This is a genomic window from uncultured Pseudokineococcus sp. (assembly GCF_947499845.1).
Taxonomy (GTDB): domain Bacteria; phylum Actinomycetota; class Actinomycetes; order Actinomycetales; family Quadrisphaeraceae; genus Pseudokineococcus.
The window spans coordinates 1-21,185 of record NZ_CANMPM010000023.1 but is presented as its reverse complement, the minus strand read 5'-3'; the positions used below and the strand labels follow the sequence as shown (position 1 = coordinate 21,185).

The following is a 21,185-nucleotide window of genomic DNA, read 5'->3' as shown; positions in this document are numbered from 1 at the left end:
GCCGCCCCTTCGTCCTCCCCGGCGGCAGGTGCTCAGCGGTCGAGCGCCGTGCACACGCAGGCGCGGTTGCCCTCCGGGTCCTCGAGCACGAGGAACGACGGCGCAGCGGACTCGTCCACGACCCGCGCGCCCGCCGCGACCGCGGCGTCGATGCGCGCCCGCGCGACGTCGTGCGGCACCCACACGTCGAGGTGGAAGCGCTGGCGCGGCACCGCGTGCGGGTCGGTGCCCTGGAACCACAGCAGCGGGGTGCGCCCGCTCCGGTCGACGACGTCGTTCCCGTCGAGCGCGCCCGCGTCGCCCGTGAGGAGCGCGGCCCACACCGGGCCGACCGCGGCGAGGTCGGCGGTGTCGAGGGCGACCTCCACTTGCGCGAGCGCGTGCGGCTCGGCGGCGAAGCCCTCGTCCGCTGCGACGTCGCTGATGCGCCGGGCGAGCCGCAGGTCGCGGCGCGTGACGCGGCCGACGTCGTGGCTCACCGACCGGACGTCGACGTGGGTCATGCGCAGGTCGACGTCGGGGTGGTGGTCGAGCTCCTCTGCCGCCGCGACGACGGCCGCGACGAGCGCGAGGCCCGCCGGCATCCCGCCGGTGCGGAAGCGGGCGTGGAGCCCGTTCGCGAGCAGGCGCCAGTCGCCGAGCCCGGCGTCATCGACGTCCTGCACGGTGATCCTCTGCTCCGCACCACTGGCCACCCGCGCGAGCATGGCCCGCAGGGACGGCGTCCGCACGGCCGCCGCCGACGGCAGGAGGCCGCGTGGACGACCGACGGGTGCTGTGGGTGACGGGCGGCGGCTCGGGGATGGGCGCCGCGGCAGCGCGCTCGGCGGCCGCGGCGGGCTGGCGCGTCGTCGTCAGCGGCCGCCGGCCCGACGTCCTCGAGGAGACCGCCGCCGCGATCGGCCCCGCCGCGTCGGCGCTCCCCGTCGACGTCCGCGACGTCGACGCCGTCGCCGCCGCGCGCGCCGAGGTGCTCGAGCGGCACGGCCGCCTCGACGGGCTCGTCCTCGCGGCCGGCACCAACACGCCGCGCCGCCGCTGGGCCGACCAGGACGTCGCCACCTTCCACGACGTCGTGGCGACGAACCTCGGCGCCGTCGCCACCGTCCTCGACGCCGCGCTGCCCGACCTGCGCCGCAGCGCCGGCGTCGTCGTCGTGGTCTCGTCGGTGGCCGGCTGGGCGCACCGCGACGGCGCGGGCGTGGCCTACTCGGCGAGCAAGACGGCGCTCGGCGCGATCGTCCGCACGCTCAACGCCGAGGAGGCGCGCCACGGCGTCCGCGCGTGCCACCTGTGCCCCGGCGACGTCGCCACCGACTTCCTCGAGCTCCGACCCGAGGTCCCCGACGCCGCGGCGCGGGCCCGGATGCTCACGCCGGACGACGTCGCCGCGAGCATCCAGCACGTGCTCGACGCCCCGCCGCACGTGCGTGTCGACGAGCTCGTCATCACGCCGGTGCTCTAGGCCGCCAGCCCCGCACCGACGGTCGCGAGCACGCGGGCGAGCGCGACCTCCCGCTCGGCCGGGCCGAGACCGGCGAGCGGTCCGATGAGCAGGACGGCCAGCCCGTGCACCGCCGCCCACGCCGCCGTGTCCGCGCCGTCGCGCCCGCGGGCCCCGAGGCCGCCGGCGGCGTCCAGCTCGGCGAGCCGCTCCTGGAGCATCGACCACGGGTCGGGGCCCCCGACGCACCCGGGCGGCCCGTCGGCCTTGGCCGCCTCGGGCGGGGCGCCGAAGGCGACGCCGAAGAGCCCCGGCTCCGCCACCGCCCACTCGACGTACCCCCGGCCCACGGCCGCCAGCCGGGCTCGGGCGAGGGCCAGGGCGTCGTCGTCCGGGCGCACCGCCGAGAGCCGCTCGGCCATCGCGGCCCCCATGGCCCCGCGGGCGTGCTCGGCGACCGTCGCGAGGAGGTCGGCGCGGCCGGCGAAGTGCCGGTAGGCGGCGTTCGGGCTGACGCCGACCTCGCGCGCCACCTCCCGCAGGGCCAGCCCGTCCGGCCCGCCCGCGCGGACGGCCGTCGTCGCGGCGCCGACGAGCGCGTTGCGCAGGTCGCCGTGGTGGTACGTCGTGCGCTCCAGCGCCTGCTCCCTCCGTCGGCGCGCCCGCAGGTGTGGACGCCGTCCACATCCTGCCCTCTGTTGACGCCGTCCACACCGGCGCCGGACCCCCGGCCGCTCGAGGAGATCGCCATGGCCAGCACGCAGGTCCACGCAGGACGACGCACCGCCGACCTGGACGGGCAGGACGTCGTCGTCTTCGTCATCGGCATGCGCTTCAACCGGCTGCGCGACGTGCGCGCGTGGCTGCCGGTCTTCGGCGCCATGCCGCGGATGCTGCGCGAGCTGGCGCAGCAGCCCGAGCGCGGGCTCCTCCACGCACGCACGTACTGGTCGGGGCGCACCCTCATGGTCCGGCAGTACTGGCGCTCGTGGGAGCTGCTGCAGCAGTACGCGTCCGCCTCCGACGCCGAGCACCTGCCCGCCTGGCGCGCCTTCAACCAGCGGGCGCGGCGCGGCGGCGCGGCGGTCGGCATCTTCCACGAGACCTACCTCGTGGGACCCGGCCGCGCGGAGTCCGTGTACGTGCAGATGCCCGAGCACGGCCTCGCGGCGGCGACCCGCTCGGTGCCCGTGCCGCCGCGCGGCGAGCGAGCGGCCGACCGGATGCGGGGCGACGTCGCGCCCCGCTCGGGTCGCTCGTAGGACCTCCCCGAGCCACGGCGCCCCGCCGCCTCAGCGCCGCCCGGCCCAGCGGGCCAGCTCGTCGGCGGGCAGGGGGCGGGCGTAGTGGTAGCCCTGCGCCATGTCGCAGTCGAGGCTGACGAGGGCCTCACGCTGGGCGGCGGTCTCGACCCCCTCGGCGACCGACCGCAGGCCCAGGGAGCGGGCGAGCTGCACGCACGTGGCGACGATCGCCGCGTCGCCGCGGCTGCCCTCCATGCCCGCGACGAAGGAGCGGTCGATCTTCAGCTCGTCGAGCGGGAAGCGCTGCAGGTAGGTGAAGCTCGCGTACCCGGTGCCGAAGTCGTCGACCGCGAGCGTGACGCCGAGCCGCTTCAGCGCCGTGAGCGTCAGCAGGGCGGCGTCCGGGTCGTCCATGAGCGCCGTCTCGGTCACCTCCAGCGTCAGGAGGGCCGGGGCGACGCCGTGCCGCTCCAGGGTCCTCTCGACGAGGGGCACGAGGTCGGCGTCGGCGAGCTGGCGGGCCGAGAGGTTGACGGCGATCTCCACCGGTGCGCCGCCCGCGCGGGCCCACGCCGCCGTCTGGGCGAGCGCCTCGTCGAGCACGCGCGCGCCCAGCCGGCGCACGAGACCGGACTCCTCCGCCACCCCGATGAAGGCCGCGGGCGGCAGCAGGCCCCGCTCGGGGTGCTGCCAGCGCACCAGCGCCTCCACGCCGGCGAGGCGGTCGCCGCGCAGGTCCATCCGCGGCTGGTAGTGGACCACCAGCTCGCCCCGCTCGATGCCCTGCCGCAGCTCGCCGAGCAGCCGCAGGCGCCCGGCGGCCGGGTCGACGTGGTCGGGGTCGTGGACCTCGACGCAGTTCCGGCCGCGGGCCTTGGCCCGGTGCACGGCGACGTCCGCGCGGTGCAGCAGGCGCTCCGCGCCCTCACCGGCCACGGAGCGGGCGACGCCGACGCTGGCCGAGACGACGATCTCCAGGTCCTGGAGGACCACGGGGGCGGTGAGGACCTCGATGAGGCGCTCGGCCACGGCCGCCGCCCGGGCGTCGTCGGCCAGCTCGTCGACGACGACGAACTCGTCGCCGGAGAGCCGCGCCACGAGCCCGCTCCCCCGGACCGCCGCGGTGAGCCGCTCGGCGACGAGCACGAGCAGCTCGTCCCCGGCGGCGTGGCCGAGGCTGTCGTTGACCGCCTTGAAGTGGTCGAGGTCGACGAGGAGCACGCCGACCCCCTCCCGCGGGCGCCCGGTCAGGTCCTCCTCGAGCCGCTCGACGAGCGCCGCCCGGTTCGGGAGCCCCGTGAGGTCGTCGCGCAGCGCGCGCCGCCGCATCTCCTGCTCCGCCTGCACGCGCTGGCTCTCCGCCTCCCGGGCCCGGCGCAGGGCGTCGACGAGCTCCCGCTCGTGGCGACGGCGCTCGTGCGCCGCGAAGACGACGACCCGCAGCTCGGCGGGCTCGCCGTCGCCCGGCGGGCGGCGCGTCGCGCTGAGCAGCGCGGCGCGGCGAGCGCCGTCGGCGGAGACCACCTCCACCATCGTCTCCGCGACGGCACCGGTGGTCCTCAGCCGGGGCAGGCACGCGGTGGTCCACAGGATGCGGTCCCCGACGGGCAGGAGCCGCTGCAGCCGCGTCCCGAGGAGCGCCTCGCGCCGGTGCCCCGTCCAGGTGCAGAAGGTCGCGTTGACGCGCGTCAGCGTGCCGTCGTCGGTGGCCGTGAGGTAGCCGCAGGGCGCGTCGTCGTACAGCTCGCGCCACCGGGCCGCGTCGCCGTCGTCCGCGGCGCGCCGGTCGCGGGCGGGATCGAGCGACGTCACGGGGCGGTGGCGAGCGCGGCGAGGACGGCCCCGACGAGCTCCTCGGGGGCCGACTGGTGCGGGCAGTGCCCCGAGGCCTCGAGGTGCACGAGCGTGCTGCCGGCCAGGTGGGCGTGCAGGTGGTCGCCCACCTCGGGCGGGGCGAGGACGTCGTCGACGCACTGCAGCACCACGGCCGGGACGGTCACCCGGTCGAGGAGGCCACGGACGTCGGAGAAGAACGTCACGTGGGCGAAGTGCTGGGCGATGTCGGGGTCGGTGGCGCGGAAGCTGCTCGTCAGCCGCTCCCCCAGCTCGACCCGGTCGGGGTTGCCCATGACCATCGGCGCGATCGTGGACGACCACGTCCAGAAGTTGGCGTCCAGCGACTCGAGCAGCTCCTCGACGTCCGCGCGCGAGAAGCCGCCCACGTACCCGGTGGCCGGGTCGTCGATGTAGCAGGGCGACGGCGCGACGAGGACGAGGCGCGCGAAGCGCCCGGGCTCCCGCAGCGACGCCATCAGCGCCATCATCGCGCTGATGCTGTGGGCGACGAGGGTGACCTCGCGCAGGTCGAGCTCCGCGCAGACCTCGAGGAGGTCGTCGACGTAGCCCTCCAGCGTCGAGTACTTCTCCCGGTCGTACGCGGACAGGTCCGAGCGACCGGCCCCCACGTGGTCCACGAGCACCACGCGATGGTGCTCGGCGAGCGCGGGCACGACCTCGCCCCAGGCGCTCTGGTCGGCACCGAAGCCGTGGGCGAGCAGCACCACCGACCCCTCGGGGACGCCCTGCTGCGTCACGTGGTTGCGGCGGACCGCGCTACCGGTCCCGACGCCTGCGGCTGCCACAGCGCCCACTCCTCCGGACGACGACCGGTCACCCGCGGCTTGTTCACGGACCCGGTCACCACGCCCATCGGCACACCGGGCCGACACCTTGAGCGCGAGGAGCCGACCGGTCCGGACGGCGCCCTGCCGTCGTCTCGCCCCGGTACGTCAGGAGAGTCCTTGCCGTCCCCCTTCGCCCGCCCTAGCGTCACGGCGTCGAGCCGACGGACACGCTGCCGGCGCTCAGGACGAGAGGCCGCTCCCCATGCCCTTCCCCCGCTGGACCGCCCCCTGGACCGCCCGCCGCAGCGGCTCGCTCGTCGCCGGCGTCGCGACCGTGGCGGCCGCCGTCGTCGCGGCCTCGACCGTCGCGGCCGCGCCTCCTCCCGGCACCGCCGCGCCCGAGCGACCGCGCGGCGCGGACTGCTACGCCGAGGGCGGCCCCCTGACCGTCGAGGAGCAGCGCCTCGGGCTGCCGCTGCCCGGCGAGGACACCGAGGCGGCCTCGCGGCGGTTCATCGAGGCCGCGGGCTTCGACCGCCTCGTCGACCGGTTCCAGCGGCGGCTGTGCCTCACGCGCCGCCTCGACATCGCGACCGGGATCGTCGACCAGTACGGCGCCGACCTGTGGCGGACGGCCGTCGACCGCGCCCAGGGGCGCACGCAGATCGGCACCATCGACCGCTACGACGACCGGCCCCTCTACTGGGCGCGCACCACGATGGCGCGGGCGCTGCGGGAGTGGCAGCCGCCCTTCGAGCTGAGCAGCCTGCAGCGGCAGGCGCTGATCCGCGGGCTGTCCTACTCCTCGCGCGGGATCGACTCCGTGTCCTTCCCCGAGGGCGACGACGTGACCCGCGTCCTCGTCAGCGGCTTCGACACCTACAGCCTCGACTCGAGCCTGCGGAACTCGAACCCCTCCGGCGCCTCGGCGCTGCAGCTCGACGGGCGGACCGTCGAGACCGAGGACGGCACCGTCGTCGTCCAGGCCGTCGTGCTGCCGGTGAACTGGAGCGACTTCGACCAGGGGATCGTCGAGGACGCCTTCGGCCCGTGGCTCGTCGGCGGGACGCCGGACGGCGGCCCGCAGGACCCCGCGGGCCCGCCGCCGGACCAGCGCGCCGACATGATCATGACCATCAGCCAGACCGGGCGCGGCCGGATGGACGTGGAGCAGTGGGCCGGCGGCTTCCGCGGCGGCTTCCCCGACAACAACCGCGCCATCCAGTACGGGCCCATCTCGGCCGCCGCGCTGTGGCCGCAGCCGCAGCCGTCGCCGCAGTGGATCGAGACGACCCTGCCGTACCAGGCGATGGTCGACGCCGGCACGGGCCCGTGGCCGGTGGTGCTCCACGACGGCATCACCGAGTGGCCGGCGGGCACCTACCCCGACCCGGGCTCGCTGCGCTCCGCCGCCGACCCCTCGCCCGGATCGCGCGCCGCGAGCGCGCCCGGCGGCAACTACCTGTCCAACGAGAGCATGTACCGCACCAACCGGCTGCGGCTCGGGGCGGGCCTGGACGAGCTGCCGGGCGGGCACCTGCACATCTCCTCGCTGGTCTACCCGGACGACCTGAACGTGCTGACGAGCCCCGCCTTCGAGGCCGACCGGCAGGCCGTCGTCGACCAGACGGTGGCCCTCGTCGAGGCCGCCGGCACCGCCGTCGCCGGCAGCGGCTCGTGAGCGAGCGCCCCGCCCCCGGCGGCCCCGCGACGGCCCCCGAGGGCGGGCGCCCGTCGTCGTCGATGCGCGCGAGCACCCGCTCGACGCTGCTCGGCGCCATGTTCCTCATGGCGACGTCGTCGATCGGCCCGGGCTTCATCACGCAGACGACGACCTTCACCGCGCAGCTCGGCGCCGCGTTCGCCTTCGCGATCGTCGTGTCGATCGTCGTGGACATCGCGCTGCAGCTGAACGTCTGGCGCGTCATCGGCGTCTCGGGGCGCCGGGCGCAGGAGCTGGGCAACCTCACGCTGCCGGGGCTCGGCTGGGTCATGGCCGCGTTCGTCCTCGTCGGCGGCCTCGTCTTCAACGTGGGCAACGTCAGCGGCGCCGGGCTCGGCACCGACGCGATGCTCGGCCTCGACCCGCGGATCGGAGGCGCGATCTCCGCGGTCATCGCCATCGCGATCTTCCTGTCGAAGCGCGCGGGCGTGGCGATGGACCGCATCGTCGTCGTGCTCGGTCTCGTGATGATCGTGCTGACGGTCGGCATCGCGGTGACGTCCTCGCCGCCGGTCGGCGAGGCGCTGCGCAACGTCGTCCTGCCCGAGGAGGTGAGCTTCCTCGCCATCACGACGCTCATCGGCGGCACGATCGGCGGCTACATCACCTTCGCCGGCGCCCACCGCCTCCTCGACTCCGGCGTGTCCGGCCCCGAGCGGGTCGGCGACATCACCCGGAGCTCGGTCACGGGCATCGTCATCACCGGCGTCATGCGGGTCGTGCTCTTCCTCGCCGTGCTCGGCGTCGTCGCGGGCGGCGCCACGCTCGCCTCCGACAACCCGCCGGCGTCCGCCTTCGAGCAGGCGGCGGGCGAGGTGGGGCTGCGCGTCTTCGGCGTCGTCTTCTGGGCCGCCGCGATCACCTCGGTGATCGGCGCCTCGTACACGTCGGTGAGCTTCATCACCTCGCGCACGCGGACCTCGGAGCGGGCGCGCACCCTGCTCGTCGTCGCCTTCATCGTCGTCACGACGACGGCCTTCGTCGTCGTCGGCGCCGCGCCCGCGACCCTGCTCGTCTTCGCCGGCGCCTTCAACGGCCTGCTGCTGCCGCTCGCCATCGGCGTGCTGCTGTGGGTGGCCTGGCGCCGGGCCGACCTCCTGCAGGGCTACCGCTACCCGCGGGCGCTGCTCGTCGTCGGCGCCCTCGCCTGGCTGCTCACGCTGTACCTGGCGGTGCGCTCCTTCGGCGGCGTCGTCGGGCTCTTCACGGGCTGACCCGTGCGTGCCCGGCCCTTAGACGGAAAGGTGCTCCCATGACGAGGCTCGACCTCAACTCCGACCTCGGCGAGGGCTTCGGCCGCTGGACCCTCGGCGACGACGACGCCCTGCTCGAGGTCGTCACCAGCGCCAACGTCGCCTGCGGCTTCCACGCGAGCGACGCCTCGATCATGCGGCGCGTGTGCGACGCCGCCGTGCCCCGCGGCGTCGCGATCGGCGCGCAGGTCGGCTACAACGACCTGCCCGGCTTCGGGCGGCGGTTCATCGACGTGGAGCCGCAGGCGCTCACCGACGACGTCATCTACCAGGTGGGGGCGCTCGACGCCTTCGCCCGCGTCGCCGGCAGCCGGGTGCGCTACGTCAAGCCGCACGGCGCGCTGTACAACGCGATCGTCCACCACGAGGAGCAGGCGGCGGCCGTCGTCGAGGCGGTCGTCGCCTACGACGCCTCCCTCCCCGTGCTCGGGCTCCCCGGCTCGGCCTGGCTGCGGCTCGCGGAGGAGGCGGGGCTCACCGTCGTCGAGGAGGCCTTCGCCGACCGGGCGTACACGCCCGAGGGCACGCTCGTCAGCCGGCGCCTGCCCGGGGCGGTCCTCCACGACGCCGACGCCGTGGCCCGGCGGTGCGTCGACATGGCGACGACGGGCCGGATCACCGACGTCGACGGCGGCCCGCTCGCCGTCAGCCCGGCCTCGATCTGCGTGCACGGCGACACCCCCGGCGCCGTCGACCTCGCCCGCCGGGTCCGCGGCGCCCTCGAGGAGGCCGGCGTCGAGCTCGCGCCCTTCGCCGCCGAGCCCGGCGGAGCCCGCTCGTGAGCCCAGCCGTGGACCGGGCCGTGGGCCCGGCCGTCGGCCCGGCCGTGAGCCCGGCGCCGAGGGCCTCGTGAGGGTCCTGCCCTGCGGGACCTCGGGGCTGCTCGTGGAGCTCGACGCGCTCGACGACGTCCTCGCCCTCTACGCCGCGCTCGAGGACGACCCTCCCGCCGGGGTGCTCGACCTCGTGCCCGCCGCCCGCACGCTGCTGCTGCACCTCGACCCCGAGGCCGGCGACGCCGCCGCGGTCGAGGCGGCGGTGCGGGGCGCGCGGACGCGGCGAGGCGTCCGCGGCACTCGAGCGGGCGGCGACCTCGTCGAGGTGCCCGTCGTCTACGACGGCGAGGACCTCGAGGAGATCGGCGAGCTCACCGGCTGGGGGGCCGACGGCGTCGTCGAGCGGCACACCGCGCAGGAGTGGACGGTCGCCTTCTGCGGCTTCGCGCCGGGCTTCGGGTACCTCGTCGCGGACGGCGACGAGGAGTGGCAGGTGCCGCGCCGGTCCTCGCCGCGCACCCGGGTGCCCGCCGGGTCGGTGGCGCTCGCCGGGGAGTTCACGGGCGTCTACCCGCGGGAGTCGCCCGGCGGGTGGCAGCTGCTGGGGCGCACCGACCTCCCCGTCTTCGACCTCGACCGCGACCCGCCGGCGCTGCTCGTGCCCGGGGCGCGCGTGCGGTTCACGGCCGTCCGGGCGGGCTCGTGACGACGGCGCTGACCGTCCTCGCGCCCGGCCCGCTGACGACGGTGCAGGACGCCGGGCGCCCGGGGCTCGCCGCCCTCGGCGTCGGGCGCTCGGGCGCGTGCGACCGCGCGTCGTACGCCCTGGCCAACCGCCTCGTCGGCAACGAGGTCGGCGCCGCCGCGCTCGAGGTGACGCTCGGCGGGCTGGCGCTGCGGGCCGAGCGCGACGTCGTCGTCGCCCTCGCCGGGGCGCGGTGCCCGGGGGCTCCGCACGACGCGGTCGTGGCGCTGCGCGCCGGGGAGGAGCTCCGGCTGGGCCCGCCGGAGGCGGGGCTGCGCACCTACGTCGCCGTCCGCGGCGGCGTGGACGTGCCCGCCGTGCTGGGCTCGCGGTCGACCGACGTGCTCTCCGGCCTCGGGCCGGCGGCGCTGCGGGCCGGCGACGCGCTGGCCGCGGGGCCGGCGCCGTCGCGCTTCCCCGACGTCGACGTCGCGCCGGTGCCGGAGCCCGCGGCGGGCGACGTCGTCGTGCGCGTGCTGCCCGGGCCGCGCCGCGACTGGTTCACGGGCGCCGCGTGGGCGGCGCTCACCACCGGCGCGTACGCGGTGACGAGCGAGAGCAACCGGGTCGGCGTCCGGCTCGAGGGCGCCGCCCTCGAGCGCGCCCGCGACGGCGAGCTGCCGAGCGAGGGCATGGTCCGCGGCGCGCTGCAGGTGCCGCCGTCCGGAGAGCCCGTGCTCTTCCTCGCCGACCACCCGGTGACCGGCGGCTACCCCGTCATCGGGTGCGTCGTCGACGCCGACGTCGACCGCTGCGCCCAGCTGCGTCCCGGCCAGCGACTGCTCCTGCGCCCCGCGCGCTGAGCTCTCACGCCGCCCCGCCCGCCGGCGTCGGCGCGGTGGGACGCCTGCTGCGCAACGGCGTCCAGGCTCGCGGGGTTCTCACTCGGCACGCGCGGAGCGTGCGGCCTAGCGTGGCGGTCGCACCCGGCCCGTGGCCCCGGGCACCCGTCCTCGGGACGCGCCCCGCGCTGCGGACCTCCGACTCCGGAGAGGACCACCCGTGGAGCACCGCACCCTCGGACGCACCGGCGTCCAGGTCAGCCCCCTGTGCCTCGGCGCGATGATGTTCGGCGCCTGGGGGAACCCCGACCACGACGACTCGATCGCGATCATCCACCGCGCGCTGGACGCGGGGATCAACGTCGTGGACACGGCGGACATCTACGCGAACGGCGAGTCCGAGGAGATCGTCGGGAAGGCCCTCCAGGGCCGCCGCGACGACGTCGTCCTCGCGACCAAGCTCCACAACCCGATGGGCGACGACGTCAACGCCCGCGGCAACTCGCGCCGCTGGATCCGTCGCGCCGTCGAGGACAGCCTGCGCCGTCTGCAGACCGACCACATCGACCTGTACCAGGTGCACCGGCCCGAGCCGCAGACCGAGCTCGACGAGACCCTCGGCGCCCTCACCGACCTCGTCCGCGAGGGCAAGGTCCTCTACGCCGGCTCGTCGACGTTCCCGGCGCACCAGGTCGTCGAGGCGCAGTGGGTGGCCGAGCGCCGCGGCCGCGAGCGCTTCGTCACCGAGCAGCCGCCGTACTCGATCCTCGCCCGCGGCGTCGAGGCCGACGTCCTGCCCGTCGCCGAGCAGTTCGGCATGGGCGTCCTGCCGTGGAGCCCGCTGGCCGGCGGCTGGCTGACCGGCAAGTACCGCAAGGGCCAGGACGCGCCCGAGAGCAGCCGCGCCGCGCGGATGCCCGCGCGCTACGACCTCTCCTCCCCCGAGAACCAGGCGAAGCTCGACGCCGCCGACGCGCTCGGGACGCTCGCCGACGAGGCGGGGATGTCGCTCATCCACCTCGCGCTGGGCTTCACGCTGGCCCACCCGGCGGTGACCTCGCCGATCATCGGCCCGCGGACGATGGAGCAGCTCGAGAGCCAGCTCGGCGCCGCCGACGTTCGCCTCCCGGACGACGTGCTCGACCGCATCGACGAGATCGTCCCGCCCGGGCGCACCATCGCCGCGGCCGACGCCGGGTACGTGCCGCCGGCGATCGCGGACGCCTCGCGGCGTCGTCGTCCGCACCGCGGCTGACCCTTCGAGGAGTCCGCACGCACTTCGTCGACACATCGCCCCTCGAGGGCGCCTTCCAGGGGCACTTCGTCGACACATCGCCCTCGAGGAGCGCCCTCCAGGGGCACTTCGTCGACACATCGCCAGGAGGGGGGGACCGCTGGGCAGGGGGTGCCGCCGAGCGCGGCGCCCCTCAGCCGGCGGCCGCCCGGCGGGCGCGGACGGCGGCGCGGTGGGCGAGCGGGTCGGTGACGCGCGGCGCGAGCGGTCCGAGCACGGCCATGACGAGCACATAGGCGGCGACGGTCGGCGCGAAGAGCGGGTCGACGGCGCTGCCGACGAGCCCCGCGATGACGATGGAGAACTCCCCGCGCGGGACGAGCGCCGCGCCGGCGCGGATCCGACCACCGGGCCCGATGCCGGCGCGGCGGGCCGCGAGCCACCCCGTGGCCATCTTCGTGGCGACCCCCGCGACGACGAGCACCGCGACGGGCGCGAGCGCCTGGGGCAGCACGCGCGGGTCGGTGGTCAGCCCGAAGAAGACGAAGAAGACGGCGGCGAAGAGGTCCCGCAGGGGCTCGAGCAGCGGGCGCGCCGACGTCGCCACCTCCCCGGAGATGGCGATGCCGAGGAGGAAGGCGCCGACCGCGGCCGAGACGTGCACGCCCTCGGCCGCCCCCGCGACGAGCAGCGCGAGCCCGAGGACGAGCAGCAGGAGCGTCTCGCTGCTGTCGGAGGCGAGGAGGCGGCTCAGCAGGTGCCCGTGCCGGCGGGCGACGACGAGCACGAGCACGAGCACGGACGCCGCCACCGCGACCGACACGAGCATCGGGCCGGCGCCCGAGGCCGCGAGCAGCGCGGTGAGCAGCGGCAGGTAGACGGCCATCGCGAGGTCCTCGAGCACGAGGACGCCGAGGACGACGGGCGTCTCGCGGTTGCCGAGACGGCCGAGGTCGGTGAGGACCTTGGCGACGATCCCGGACGAGCTGACCGCGGTGACCCCCGCCATCGCGAGCGCGCCGAGCGGCCCCCACCCGAGCACGAGCGCGACGACGGCCCCCGGTGCGCCGTTGAGGACGACGTCGACGACGCCGACCGGCGCCTGCCGGCGCAGCTGGCCGAAGAGCTCGTCGGCCGAGTACTCGAGGCCGAGCATGAGGAGCAGCAGCACGACGCCGATCTCCGAGCCGACCTCGAAGAAGCCGTCGGGGGCGGCGAGCGGCAGCAGCCCGCCCGTGCCGAACGCCAGCCCGGCGAGCAGGTACAGCGGCACGGGCGAGAGCCCGGCGCGGCTCGCGAGGCGCCCGACGAGCCCGAGGCCGAACAGGACGGCGCCCAGCTCGAGCAGGAGCTGGGCGGTGCCCACGCGACCCTCAGCCCCCGAGGCGGCGCCGCACCGCCGCCACGCCGTCGTCGGTGCCGACGACGACGACCTTGTCACCCGCGGCGAAGCGGAAGTCGGGCGTCGGGGACGGCGTCACCTCGCCGTCGCGCACGACGGCGACGACGGACGCGCCCGTACGGGTGCGGATCTCGGTCTCGCCGAGCGTGCCGGTCGCGAAGGGCGACCCCTCGGGCAGGACGACGCCCGCCGTCGTCAGCCCCTGCACCTGCTCGCGCAGCCGCGCGAGGCGCTCGACGACGCGGGGCGCGCCGAGCAGGTCGGCGAGCGCCGCCCCCTCCTCGGACGTGAGGCGGACGGAGGTGCGCACGAGGTCGGGGTCGTCGTCGTCGAAGATCACGAGCTCCCGGTCCCCGTTGACCTGCGAGACCACCCCGACCCGCCGGCCCGCGCGGGTGCTGAGGTCGTGCCGCAGCCCCACCCCGGGCAGCCGGGTCTCCTCGACCTCCACGCCGACCTCCTCGTCGTCGCGCCCGCGCGGCCGCGACCCCACCAGGCTAGGACGTCGCCGCGGCGGGGCGGGAGGAGCGCGGAGGTGACGCCCCCTTCACGCCCCGGGCGCCCCTCAGGGTGAAGGTGACGCCTCCTTCACGCCCCAGGTGCCCCTGAGAGTGGAGGTGACGCCTCCTCCACCACGGGGCGGGCCTCAGCCGACGACGGCGGTCCGCTGGCCGCGACGGCCGGGAAGGCACGCGACGAGCGCGAGCGCGACGGCGACGCCGTCCTCGACGAGCGCGGCCTGCCAGTCCTCCGAGAAGGGCGAACCCTTGCGACCCGCCCACATCCGCCACGCGAGACCCGCGTGGGAGCCGGCGAACGCGCCGAGGGCGCCGGCCGCCGCGGGCGCCGTCGGGGTGCTGCCGTCGCGGGCGGCGAGCGCCGCGCCCGCGAGCCCGCCGGCCGCAACGCGACCGCCGAGGGGCCCCGGCTCCGTGCGCGACGGCGTCGAGGGCTGCTTGTCCATGACGACCTCGGTCACCAGGGCCCCGAGCGCGCCCAGGCGCGCGAGCACCCCGGGGCCCTCGGGACGGGCGTCGGTGAGGACGGGGCCGGCGACGCCGAGCGACGTCCGCCCGCCCGTCGCGAGGCCGAGGAGGAAGGAGCGGAAGGTCAGGCCCGTGGACGCCGAGGAGCGCACCGCGTCGCCGGGCTGGGGCGAGAGCGCCTGCACTGTCGCGTGCGTCGCGAGGCCGTAGGCGAGGTGCGGGACGGCGTCGGCCACCCAGTCGGAGGTCTCCCAGTCGCGCGGGTCGCTGACGCCGAGCGCCGCCATGGTGCCGTCGGAGGCCGCCATCGCGAGGGCGCCGGTCGCCGCGCCGCCGAGCACGCCCGGCACGGCGTAGCCCTTCTTGTGGGCGTAGCTCGTGACGACGCCGACGAGGAGCCCCGTGGCCGTGCCGGACAGCGCGCCGAGCGCCGTCCGGCGGTTCTCCCGCTCGTCGCCCGAGCCGCCCACCTCGGTGCCGAGGCGGTCGGCGAGCGCGTCGACGGTGCGCTCGGGGGTGTCGCTGGCCGAGCGGCCGCGCAGCGCCATGTCGGCGTACGTGACGGCGTTGAGGACGGTCGTGCCGACGGCACCGGCGGTCAGGCCCCGGGTGAGTGCGCTCATGGGCTCACGCTGTCCTCCCGCCGGAGGTGCGGCAACCCGGTTGCGGCGCGGTCGCCGAGAACCCTCGCGGGTCGGCGACGGGACGAGCGCGCGCCCGCCCGCCTCCGGGGGCGCACGGTGTCGACGACGCCCGACCATGCGACGTCTCCCCCGTCGGGGAGGACGAAAGGCGCAGAAGGCATCGAGGCGGGCGTCGGCGCGCATCCTCGACCGCCCAGGTCACCCAAAAGGGTGGCGGGCGTGGCGCGAACGGGAGTAGACCCCCGCCAGCGGGGGCGACGGGGCTCCCGCCGCACCCCGCACCGACCGCCGGGGCGGGGCACCTGGGGGATCTGCCATGGACCGACCGGAGTCGCCGGGGCGCGTCGCCACGACGACCAGCACCACCCGCAGCACGCACCCCGCGCGCTCGTCCTCGACGAGGCGCCGCACCCCTGCGAGCGGCCCCCGGGCCGCCGCGGCCACCACCGCCGTCGCCCTGGGCCTCGCCCTCACCGGGGCCCCCGCCGCCATCGCGGCGGAGCCGCCCGACGTGACCGCGGCGGACCCGCCCGAGGTGACCGTCGTCGCCGACGGCCTCGTCGGGCCGCTCTCCCTGGACGCCACGCCGCGGGGCGACGTCGTCGTCGCGCAGTCCTTCGCCGGGCTCCTCACCCGACTCGACCGGACCGGCGGGCGCACCGACCTCGTCGCCCTGCCCGGCGAGGAGGTGGCCGGCGTCTCGGCGCCCTCGGCCGCCGGCGTGCTCTACACGCACTCCCTCGGCGAGGGGCCGGACGCCGTCGCGAACCTCGAGCGCGTCGACCGGCGCGGACGGGTCGAGGTCGTCGCGGACCTCGCCGCGCACGAGCAGGCCGCCAACCCCGACGGCGGCACGCTCTACGGCCTGCGCGACACGGCGCAGACTTGCCTCGACCAGCTCCCCGAGGGCTTCCCCGGCCGCTACACCGGCGAGGTGTACTCCCACCCGTACGCGACGGCGCGGATGCGCGGCGGGCGCACGGCGGTGGCCGACGCCGGCGGCAACGCCCTGCTGTCCGTCGACGTGCGGGGGCGCGTCGACGTCGTGGCCGCCCTGCCCGCGCAGCCGGCCGTCCTCACCGCCGACGTGGCTGCGCAGAACGGGCTGCCCGACTGCGTCGTCGGTCAGACCTACTGGTTCGAGCCCGTCCCGACCGACGTCGAGACGGGGCCGGACGGCGCCCTCTACGCCAGCCTGCTGCCGGGCGGGCCGGAGGACCCGAGCCTCGGGGCGCGCGGCTCGGTCGTGCGCGTCGACCCGCGGACGGGCGCGGTGACGACCGTGCTCGACGGACTGCTGGCCGCCACCGGCGTGGCCGTGGGCGACGACGGCACGGTCTACGCCACCGAGCTGTTCGGCGGTCGCGTCGTGGCGCTGGCGCCGGGCGCCGACGCCCCGATCACCGTGCTCGAGGCGGAGCTGCCGGCGGCGGTCGAGGTGACCGGCGGCGACCTGTGGGTGACGACGCAGGCGCTCGGGCCGACGGGGCAGGTGCTGCGCGTCGAACTCTGAGGCGAACCCTCGAGCGGGCGAGGGGACGCTCGACCGCCCGGTGACGGCCCCCGTCGGTGCTCCTTGGAGCACCGACGGGGGCCGTCGTGCGTCACGGCGCGCGGTCCGTGGCGCCGACGCGCAGGGTCCCGACCGTCACCGCGAGTGACCTTCCTCGGCAGGCGCCACGGGGCGCAGGCGACCCCCTCTGCCCCTCACCACCCGCGAATCACACTCGTGTGGTTCGACAGGTGCTGCCGCTCAGCCCTTCTCGCCCGCCCACGGATCCGCGCCGATTCACCCGCTCGGGTTGTCATCGTCCCGTGATGTCACCTAGCGTCGCGCGCGTCCTGGCACCGGAGGCGGCGACGTCGCCCCGGCGCACCGGTGCGCATCCGCGCCCCGGCGGACGCGCCGCCCTGCTGCGGCGCACCGAACCAGCGCGGCCGCTCGCGCCCTCTCCGCCCGGCGGCCGTCCCCCACACCCTGCGCGGGGCGGAGACGGCTGTGCCGACGGCGTGCGCGCGAGAGGTCTCGACATCCGCAGCTCGCGACAGACCACGACGACGAGCACCCGCCGCGTCCGCCGCCCCGTGGGGCTCGGTGCGGTGGCCGCCCTGGTCGCCGCGCCCCTCGTCGGCCTGACGACGGCGTCCTCCGCCTCGGCCGCGACCGACGCCGTCTGGGACCGCCTGGCCCAGTGCGAGAGCAGCGGCCGGTGGGACATCAACACCGGCAACGGCTACTACGGCGGCGTGCAGTTCTACCAGCCGACCTGGGTCGGCTTCGGCGGCCAGCAGTACGCCCCGCGGGCCGACCTGGCCACGCGCGAGGAGCAGCTCGCCATCGCCGAGAAGGTCCTCGACGTGCAGGGCTGGGGCGCCTGGCCCGCCTGCACGCGCAAGCTCGGCTACGGCGAGGCCGAGAAGGCCGGCTCGCCCACGCCCCCCGGCGGCTCGGTGGCCCCCACGCCCCCGCCGCCGTCCGACCCGGCGCCGTCGGGCGCGACGTACACCGTCCGCAGCGGTGACACGCTCGGCGCCATCGCCGCCCGCTTCGGCACCAGCTGGCGGGCGCTGTACGACGCCAACCGCGACCGCGTCTCCAACCCCAACGCCATCTACGTGGGCCAGGTGCTCCGCGTGCCCGGCGGCGGCGGTGGTGGCGGCGAGACGCCGGCGCCGTCCGGCGGCACGTACACGGTGCGCAGCGGCGACACGCTGTCGCGCATCGCGGCGGCCAACGGCACCACGTGGCAGGCGATCTACGCCGCGAACCGCTCGACCGTCTCCAACCCGAACGCCATCTACGTCGGGCAGGTGCTGCAGCTCCCCTGAGCCGCAGCCCGCAGGGACACCGCCGGGGGCGGGACGGACGCACGTCCGTCCCGCCCCCGCGTGCGTCCGGACGGGCGCTGCCCTGGTGAAGGAGGCGTCACGTTCACGCCTGGGCGCCCCTCCACGGTGAAGGAGGCGTCATCTTCGCCTCTCAGGGCCGCTCCACGGTTGGGGAGACGTCACCTCCACCCCGGGAGCCCCTACCCGTTGAAGGACGCGTCACCTGCACCCTCCAGAGCCCTCCCCCGGTGAAGGAGGCGTCACCTTCGCCTCTCAGGGCCGCTCCACGGTGGAGGAGACGTCACCTCCACCGGGACCGGGCGATCAGCGGTGGCGTGTCGGGCCGGCGGTGAGGCGCACGCGCTTGCTGAAGGCCCGCGCCTGCTCGCGGCGCAGCCGCTCGTCGTGGCGGACGGCGAGCGCGGCCGCCTCCCGCTGCAGCTTCTGGTGGCTGCGCCAGCGCCGCTCCGGCAGCTCGCCGCTCTCGAGCGCCGCGGTGACGGCGCAGCCCGGCTCCACCGAGTGCGAGCAGTCGGCGAAGCGGCACCGCGCCGCGAGCGCCGCGACGTCCTCGAAGGCGCGGTCGACGCCGTCCGCGGTCTCCCACAGGCCGAGGCCCCGCACGCCCGGGGTGTCGAGCAGGACGCCGCCGCCGGGCAGCGGCACGAGCTCGCGCGCCGTCGTCGTGTGGCGCCCGCGGCCGTCCCCGCCGCGGACGGCGCCGACCGCCTGCACCTCCTCGCCGACGAGCGCGTTGACGAGCGAGGACTTCCCCGCACCGGACGGCCCGAGCAGCGCCAGGGTCCCCGTGCCCACGGCGGCGCGGAGCTCCTCCAGGCCCGCGCCCGACGCCTTCGACGTCAGCAGCACCTCGGCCCCCGCCGCGGACCGGTCGAGCAGCTCGCGCTCGGCGCCGGCGTCGGCGACGACGTCGACCTTCGTCGCCACGACGAGGGGCCGCGCGCCCGACTCCCACGCCACGGCCAGCGTCCGCTCGAGCCGGCTGACGGACACCTCGACGTCCAGCGGCACGACGACGGCGACGACGTCCACCCACGTGGCCAGCTCCTGCTGCTGCGACAGGTCGTCCTGGGCGACGCGCCGCACGAGCGCCGTCGCGGGCGCGAGCCGCGCGAGGACGGCGGGCCCCTCGTCGGCGTCGCGCGCCCACACCACCCAGTCGCCGGTGACGAGCGCACCCTCGACTCCGGCCCGCCGCCCGGCCAGCGTGCGGGTCGCGGCCGCCACCGCCCCGTCCGCCGTCGCGAGGTGCGCACGGCCCCGGTCGACCCGGACGACGCGTGCCGCCCGCCGCTCGGCGCCGGCTGCGGCCCGTGCGGGGACGCCGTCCGCCGCCGCCCGCAGCAGCGCCGCCACCCACGGGGCCAGGCCGAGGGAGGCGAGCGCGGGGGCGGCGAGGTCGCTCTCGAGCGCGGAGGGCTGCTCGGGCGAGGTGCTCATGGCCCGCGATGGTGCGCGGCGCCCGCGCTCGCCGTCACCCGCATTTCCACCCGCGCGTCGCTGCGGCCACCCCACGACCGGCCGGCCCCCGGGGGGCGATGTGTGGCCATGCCGCCCCTGGAGACGCTCCGGGAGGGGCGACATGGCCACACATCGCCCGACCTCCACGTCGGCAGGGCGACATGGCCACACATCGCCCCACCGGCGCGGTCGCCAAGGGCGACATGGCCACACATCGCCCCTCGCCGGAGGGGCGGCGGGGGGCTCAGGCGCCCTTGGCCGCGGTGAAGCCCTGGTCGAGGTCGGCGAGGATGTCGTCGAGGTGCTCGAGCCCGACCGACAGCCGCACGAGGCCCGGCGTCACGCCGGCCTTCTCCTGGTCGGCCGGGGACAGCTGGCTGTGCGTCGTCGACGCCGGGTGGATGACGAGGCTGCGCACGTCGCCGATGTTCGCCACGTGGCTGTGGAGCACGAGCCCCTCGACGAACCGCTTCCCCGCCTCGATCCCGCCGGCGATCTCGAAGGACAGCACGCCGCCCGCGCCGCGCGGCGCGTACTTCTGCTGCCGCGCGTGCCAGGGGCTGGACGGCAGGCCCGCGTACTGGACGCGCTCGACCTCGTCGCGCGCCTCGAGCCACTCGGCGACCGCCTGGGCGTTGGCGACGTGGCGCTCCACCCGCAGGCTCAGCGTCTCGATGCCCTGCCCGAGGAGGAAGGCGTTGAACGGCGAGATGGCCGGGCCGAGGTCGCGGAGCAGCTGCACGCGCGCCTTGAGGACGTACGCCAGGTTGGCGCCGAGCGCGCCGCCGACGCCGAGGTCCCGCGCGTAGACGAGCCCGTGGTAGCTCTCGTCGGGCTGGTTGAAGCCCGGGAACCGGTCGGGGTGCTGGGCGTAGTCGAAGGTCCCCCCGTCCACGATGACGCCGCCGATCGCCGTCCCGTGCCCGCCGAGGTACTTCGTCGCCGAGTGCACGACGACGTCCGCGCCCCACTCCACCGGCCGCAGCAGGTACGGCGTCGCCACCGTCGCGTCGACGACGAGCGGCACGCCCACCTCGTGCGCGACGCCCGCCACGCCCTCGACGTCGAGGACGTCGCCGCGGGGGTTGGGGATGGCCTCGCCGTAGAAGACCTTGGTGTTCGGCCGCACCGCGGCGCGCCAGGAGTCGAGGTCGTCGGGGTCCTCGACGAAGGTCGTCGTCACGCCGAGCTTGGGCAGCGTGTAGCGCAGCAGGTTCACCGTGCCGCCGTAGAGGCTGGGGCTCGCGACGACGTGGTCGCCCGCCTCCGCGACGTTGAGGATCGCGAGGGTCTCCGCCGACTGGCCCGACGCCACGAGCAGCGCGCCGACGCCGCCCTCGAGGTCGGCGATGCGGCGCTCGACGGCGTCCGTCGTCGGGTTGGTGATGCGCGTGTAGATGTTGCCGAGCTCGGACAGCGCGAAGAGGTTCGCCGCCTGCTCCGTGTCGCGGAACGCGAACGACGTCGTCTGGTGGATCGGCAGCGCCCGCGACCCGGTGCTCGGGTCGGGCGCCGAGCCGGCGTGGATCTGCCGGGTCTCGAAGGACCAGCCGCCCGGGGCGGGCTCGGCGACGCCGTGCGTCACCGGCTCCGCCGCGTCGGGGCCGTCGACGGGCGTCGACGGCGTGGGGCGGTCGGCCGGAGGGGTCTGCGAGGAGGACATGCTGCTCCCAGTGCCGGGGGCTCGCGTGAGCCCGCGCTTGCCGGCGCCCGGACGGGCGGCGGCCCGGTCATCACCCGGGGCACCCCGCCGCAGGAGGAGGGTTGCCGGCCAGCGAGCCGGGGCTTCGCGCTGGCGCTCATGACCTGGACCGAGCCTACGACGACGTGTCCACGCCTCGGGAGAGGCGTCTCAGGCGCCGGACCCGGGCGGACGTGCGTCGACCCCGGGGCCGGTGCGGCCCCGGGGTCGTCGTGCGGGCGGGCGGCGGTGCGCGCCGCCCCCGTTACCTTCCTCGCGCTCCCTCGTCGAGGGGGTTCCTGGTCGCCAGGTCCGGTATGACTGATCGCCCCTGTC

The 21,185-nt window shown here is 76.6% G+C and carries 19 protein-coding genes and 1 riboswitch; of the genes, 10 read left to right on the top strand and 9 right to left on the bottom strand.

The window, feature by feature from the left end:
- Positions 1-32: 32 nt before the first annotated feature.
- A complete protein-coding gene (locus Q0789_RS15165; protein ID WP_298806687.1) occupies positions 33-665 on the bottom strand; it encodes a VOC family protein in 633 nt (210 codons plus the stop codon).
- Between the two features lie 92 nt (positions 666-757).
- On the opposite strand from Q0789_RS15165, the gene Q0789_RS15160 reads away from it, so the two are divergent.
- Positions 758-1,465, top strand: coding sequence for an SDR family oxidoreductase (locus tag Q0789_RS15160; RefSeq protein ID WP_298806685.1), 708 nt, complete (start codon positions 758-760; stop codon positions 1,463-1,465).
- Here the strand turns inward: Q0789_RS15160 and Q0789_RS15155 are convergent.
- Positions 1,462-2,214, bottom strand: coding sequence for a TetR/AcrR family transcriptional regulator (locus Q0789_RS15155; protein ID WP_298806683.1), 753 nt, complete (start codon positions 2,212-2,214; stop codon positions 1,462-1,464). The two genes, Q0789_RS15160 and Q0789_RS15155, sit on opposite strands and share 4 nt — an antisense overlap.
- Here Q0789_RS15155 and Q0789_RS15150 point away from each other — a divergent pair.
- Positions 2,194-2,706: a DUF4188 domain-containing protein gene (locus tag Q0789_RS15150; protein ID WP_298806681.1), complete on the top strand. Its 513-nt coding sequence runs from the start codon at positions 2,194-2,196 to the stop codon at positions 2,704-2,706. The two genes, Q0789_RS15155 and Q0789_RS15150, sit on opposite strands and share 21 nt — an antisense overlap.
- Positions 2,707-2,736: 30 nt before the next feature.
- Here the strand turns inward: Q0789_RS15150 and Q0789_RS15145 are convergent, their stop codons facing one another.
- Together Q0789_RS15145 and Q0789_RS15140 are read right to left on the bottom strand one after the other, a co-directional pair.
- Positions 2,737-4,500, bottom strand: coding sequence for an EAL domain-containing protein (locus Q0789_RS15145; protein WP_298806679.1), 1,764 nt, complete (start codon positions 4,498-4,500; stop codon positions 2,737-2,739).
- Positions 4,497-5,330: an alpha/beta hydrolase gene (locus Q0789_RS15140; RefSeq protein ID WP_298806677.1), complete on the bottom strand. Its 834-nt coding sequence runs from the start codon at positions 5,328-5,330 to the stop codon at positions 4,497-4,499. Before Q0789_RS15140 ends, Q0789_RS15145 begins: the two co-directional genes overlap by 4 nt.
- Before the next feature lie 244 nt (positions 5,331-5,574).
- On the opposite strand from Q0789_RS15140, the gene Q0789_RS15135 reads away from it, so the two are divergent.
- From Q0789_RS15135 to Q0789_RS15110, 6 genes are all read left to right on the top strand, one after another.
- The gene (locus Q0789_RS15135) at positions 5,575-6,993 is read left to right on the top strand and encodes a hypothetical protein (protein ID WP_298806675.1); all 1,419 of its coding nucleotides are present in this window, start codon (positions 5,575-5,577) and stop codon (positions 6,991-6,993) included.
- A gap of 62 nt (positions 6,994-7,055) precedes the next feature.
- The gene (locus tag Q0789_RS15130) at positions 7,056-8,249 is read left to right on the top strand and encodes an NRAMP family divalent metal transporter (protein ID WP_366917754.1); all 1,194 of its coding nucleotides are present in this window, start codon (positions 7,056-7,058) and stop codon (positions 8,247-8,249) included.
- Positions 8,250-8,287: 38 nt separating this feature from the next.
- On the top strand, positions 8,288-9,070 hold the full coding sequence (locus Q0789_RS15125) for a LamB/YcsF family protein (protein ID WP_298806670.1): 783 nt from the start codon (positions 8,288-8,290) through the stop codon (positions 9,068-9,070).
- 67 nt (positions 9,071-9,137) lie between these two features.
- Entirely contained in the window at positions 9,138-9,770 is a 633-nt protein-coding gene (locus tag Q0789_RS15120) for an allophanate hydrolase subunit 1 (RefSeq protein WP_298806668.1), read from the top strand.
- The gene (locus tag Q0789_RS15115) at positions 9,767-10,612 is read left to right on the top strand and encodes a biotin-dependent carboxyltransferase family protein (RefSeq protein ID WP_298806667.1); all 846 of its coding nucleotides are present in this window, start codon (positions 9,767-9,769) and stop codon (positions 10,610-10,612) included. Before Q0789_RS15120 ends, Q0789_RS15115 begins: the two co-directional genes overlap by 4 nt.
- Before the next feature lie 199 nt (positions 10,613-10,811).
- Positions 10,812-11,846, top strand: a complete 1,035-nt coding sequence (locus Q0789_RS15110) for an aldo/keto reductase (protein WP_298806665.1) — start codon at positions 10,812-10,814, stop codon at positions 11,844-11,846.
- A gap of 172 nt (positions 11,847-12,018) precedes the next feature.
- Here Q0789_RS15110 and Q0789_RS15105 read toward each other — a convergent pair whose 3' ends face one another.
- The 3 genes from Q0789_RS15105 to Q0789_RS15095 form a co-directional block, all read right to left on the bottom strand.
- Positions 12,019-13,191: a cation:proton antiporter gene (locus Q0789_RS15105; RefSeq protein ID WP_298806663.1), complete on the bottom strand. Its 1,173-nt coding sequence runs from the start codon at positions 13,189-13,191 to the stop codon at positions 12,019-12,021.
- A gap of 7 nt (positions 13,192-13,198) precedes the next feature.
- Complete coding sequence (locus Q0789_RS15100) at positions 13,199-13,678, bottom strand: cation:proton antiporter regulatory subunit (protein ID WP_298806661.1); 480 nt, start codon at positions 13,676-13,678, stop codon at positions 13,199-13,201.
- A 195-nt stretch (positions 13,679-13,873) separates the two neighbouring features.
- Positions 13,874-14,836, bottom strand: coding sequence for a hypothetical protein (locus tag Q0789_RS15095; RefSeq protein WP_298806660.1), 963 nt, complete (start codon positions 14,834-14,836; stop codon positions 13,874-13,876).
- A 337-nt stretch (positions 14,837-15,173) separates the two neighbouring features.
- Between Q0789_RS15095 and Q0789_RS15090 the strand changes: the two genes are divergently transcribed.
- Both Q0789_RS15090 and Q0789_RS15085 read left to right on the top strand, forming a co-directional pair.
- The gene (locus Q0789_RS15090) at positions 15,174-16,370 is read left to right on the top strand and encodes a ScyD/ScyE family protein (RefSeq protein WP_298806658.1); all 1,197 of its coding nucleotides are present in this window, start codon (positions 15,174-15,176) and stop codon (positions 16,368-16,370) included.
- A 497-nt stretch (positions 16,371-16,867) separates the two neighbouring features.
- Positions 16,868-17,686, top strand: a complete 819-nt coding sequence (locus Q0789_RS15085; RefSeq protein ID WP_298806656.1) for a LysM peptidoglycan-binding domain-containing protein — start codon at positions 16,868-16,870, stop codon at positions 17,684-17,686.
- Between the two features lie 324 nt (positions 17,687-18,010).
- Here the strand turns inward: Q0789_RS15085 and rsgA are convergent, their stop codons facing one another.
- The gene (rsgA, locus tag Q0789_RS15080) at positions 18,011-19,147 is read right to left on the bottom strand and encodes a ribosome small subunit-dependent GTPase A (RefSeq protein ID WP_298806654.1); all 1,137 of its coding nucleotides are present in this window, start codon (positions 19,145-19,147) and stop codon (positions 18,011-18,013) included.
- Positions 19,148-19,412: 265 nt separating this feature from the next.
- A complete protein-coding gene (locus Q0789_RS15075; protein WP_298806652.1) occupies positions 19,413-20,831 on the bottom strand; it encodes a bifunctional o-acetylhomoserine/o-acetylserine sulfhydrylase in 1,419 nt (472 codons plus the stop codon).
- 28 nt (positions 20,832-20,859) lie between these two features.
- A riboswitch (SAM riboswitch) is annotated at positions 20,860-20,975 on the bottom strand.
- Between the last annotated feature and the right edge of the window lie 210 nt (positions 20,976-21,185).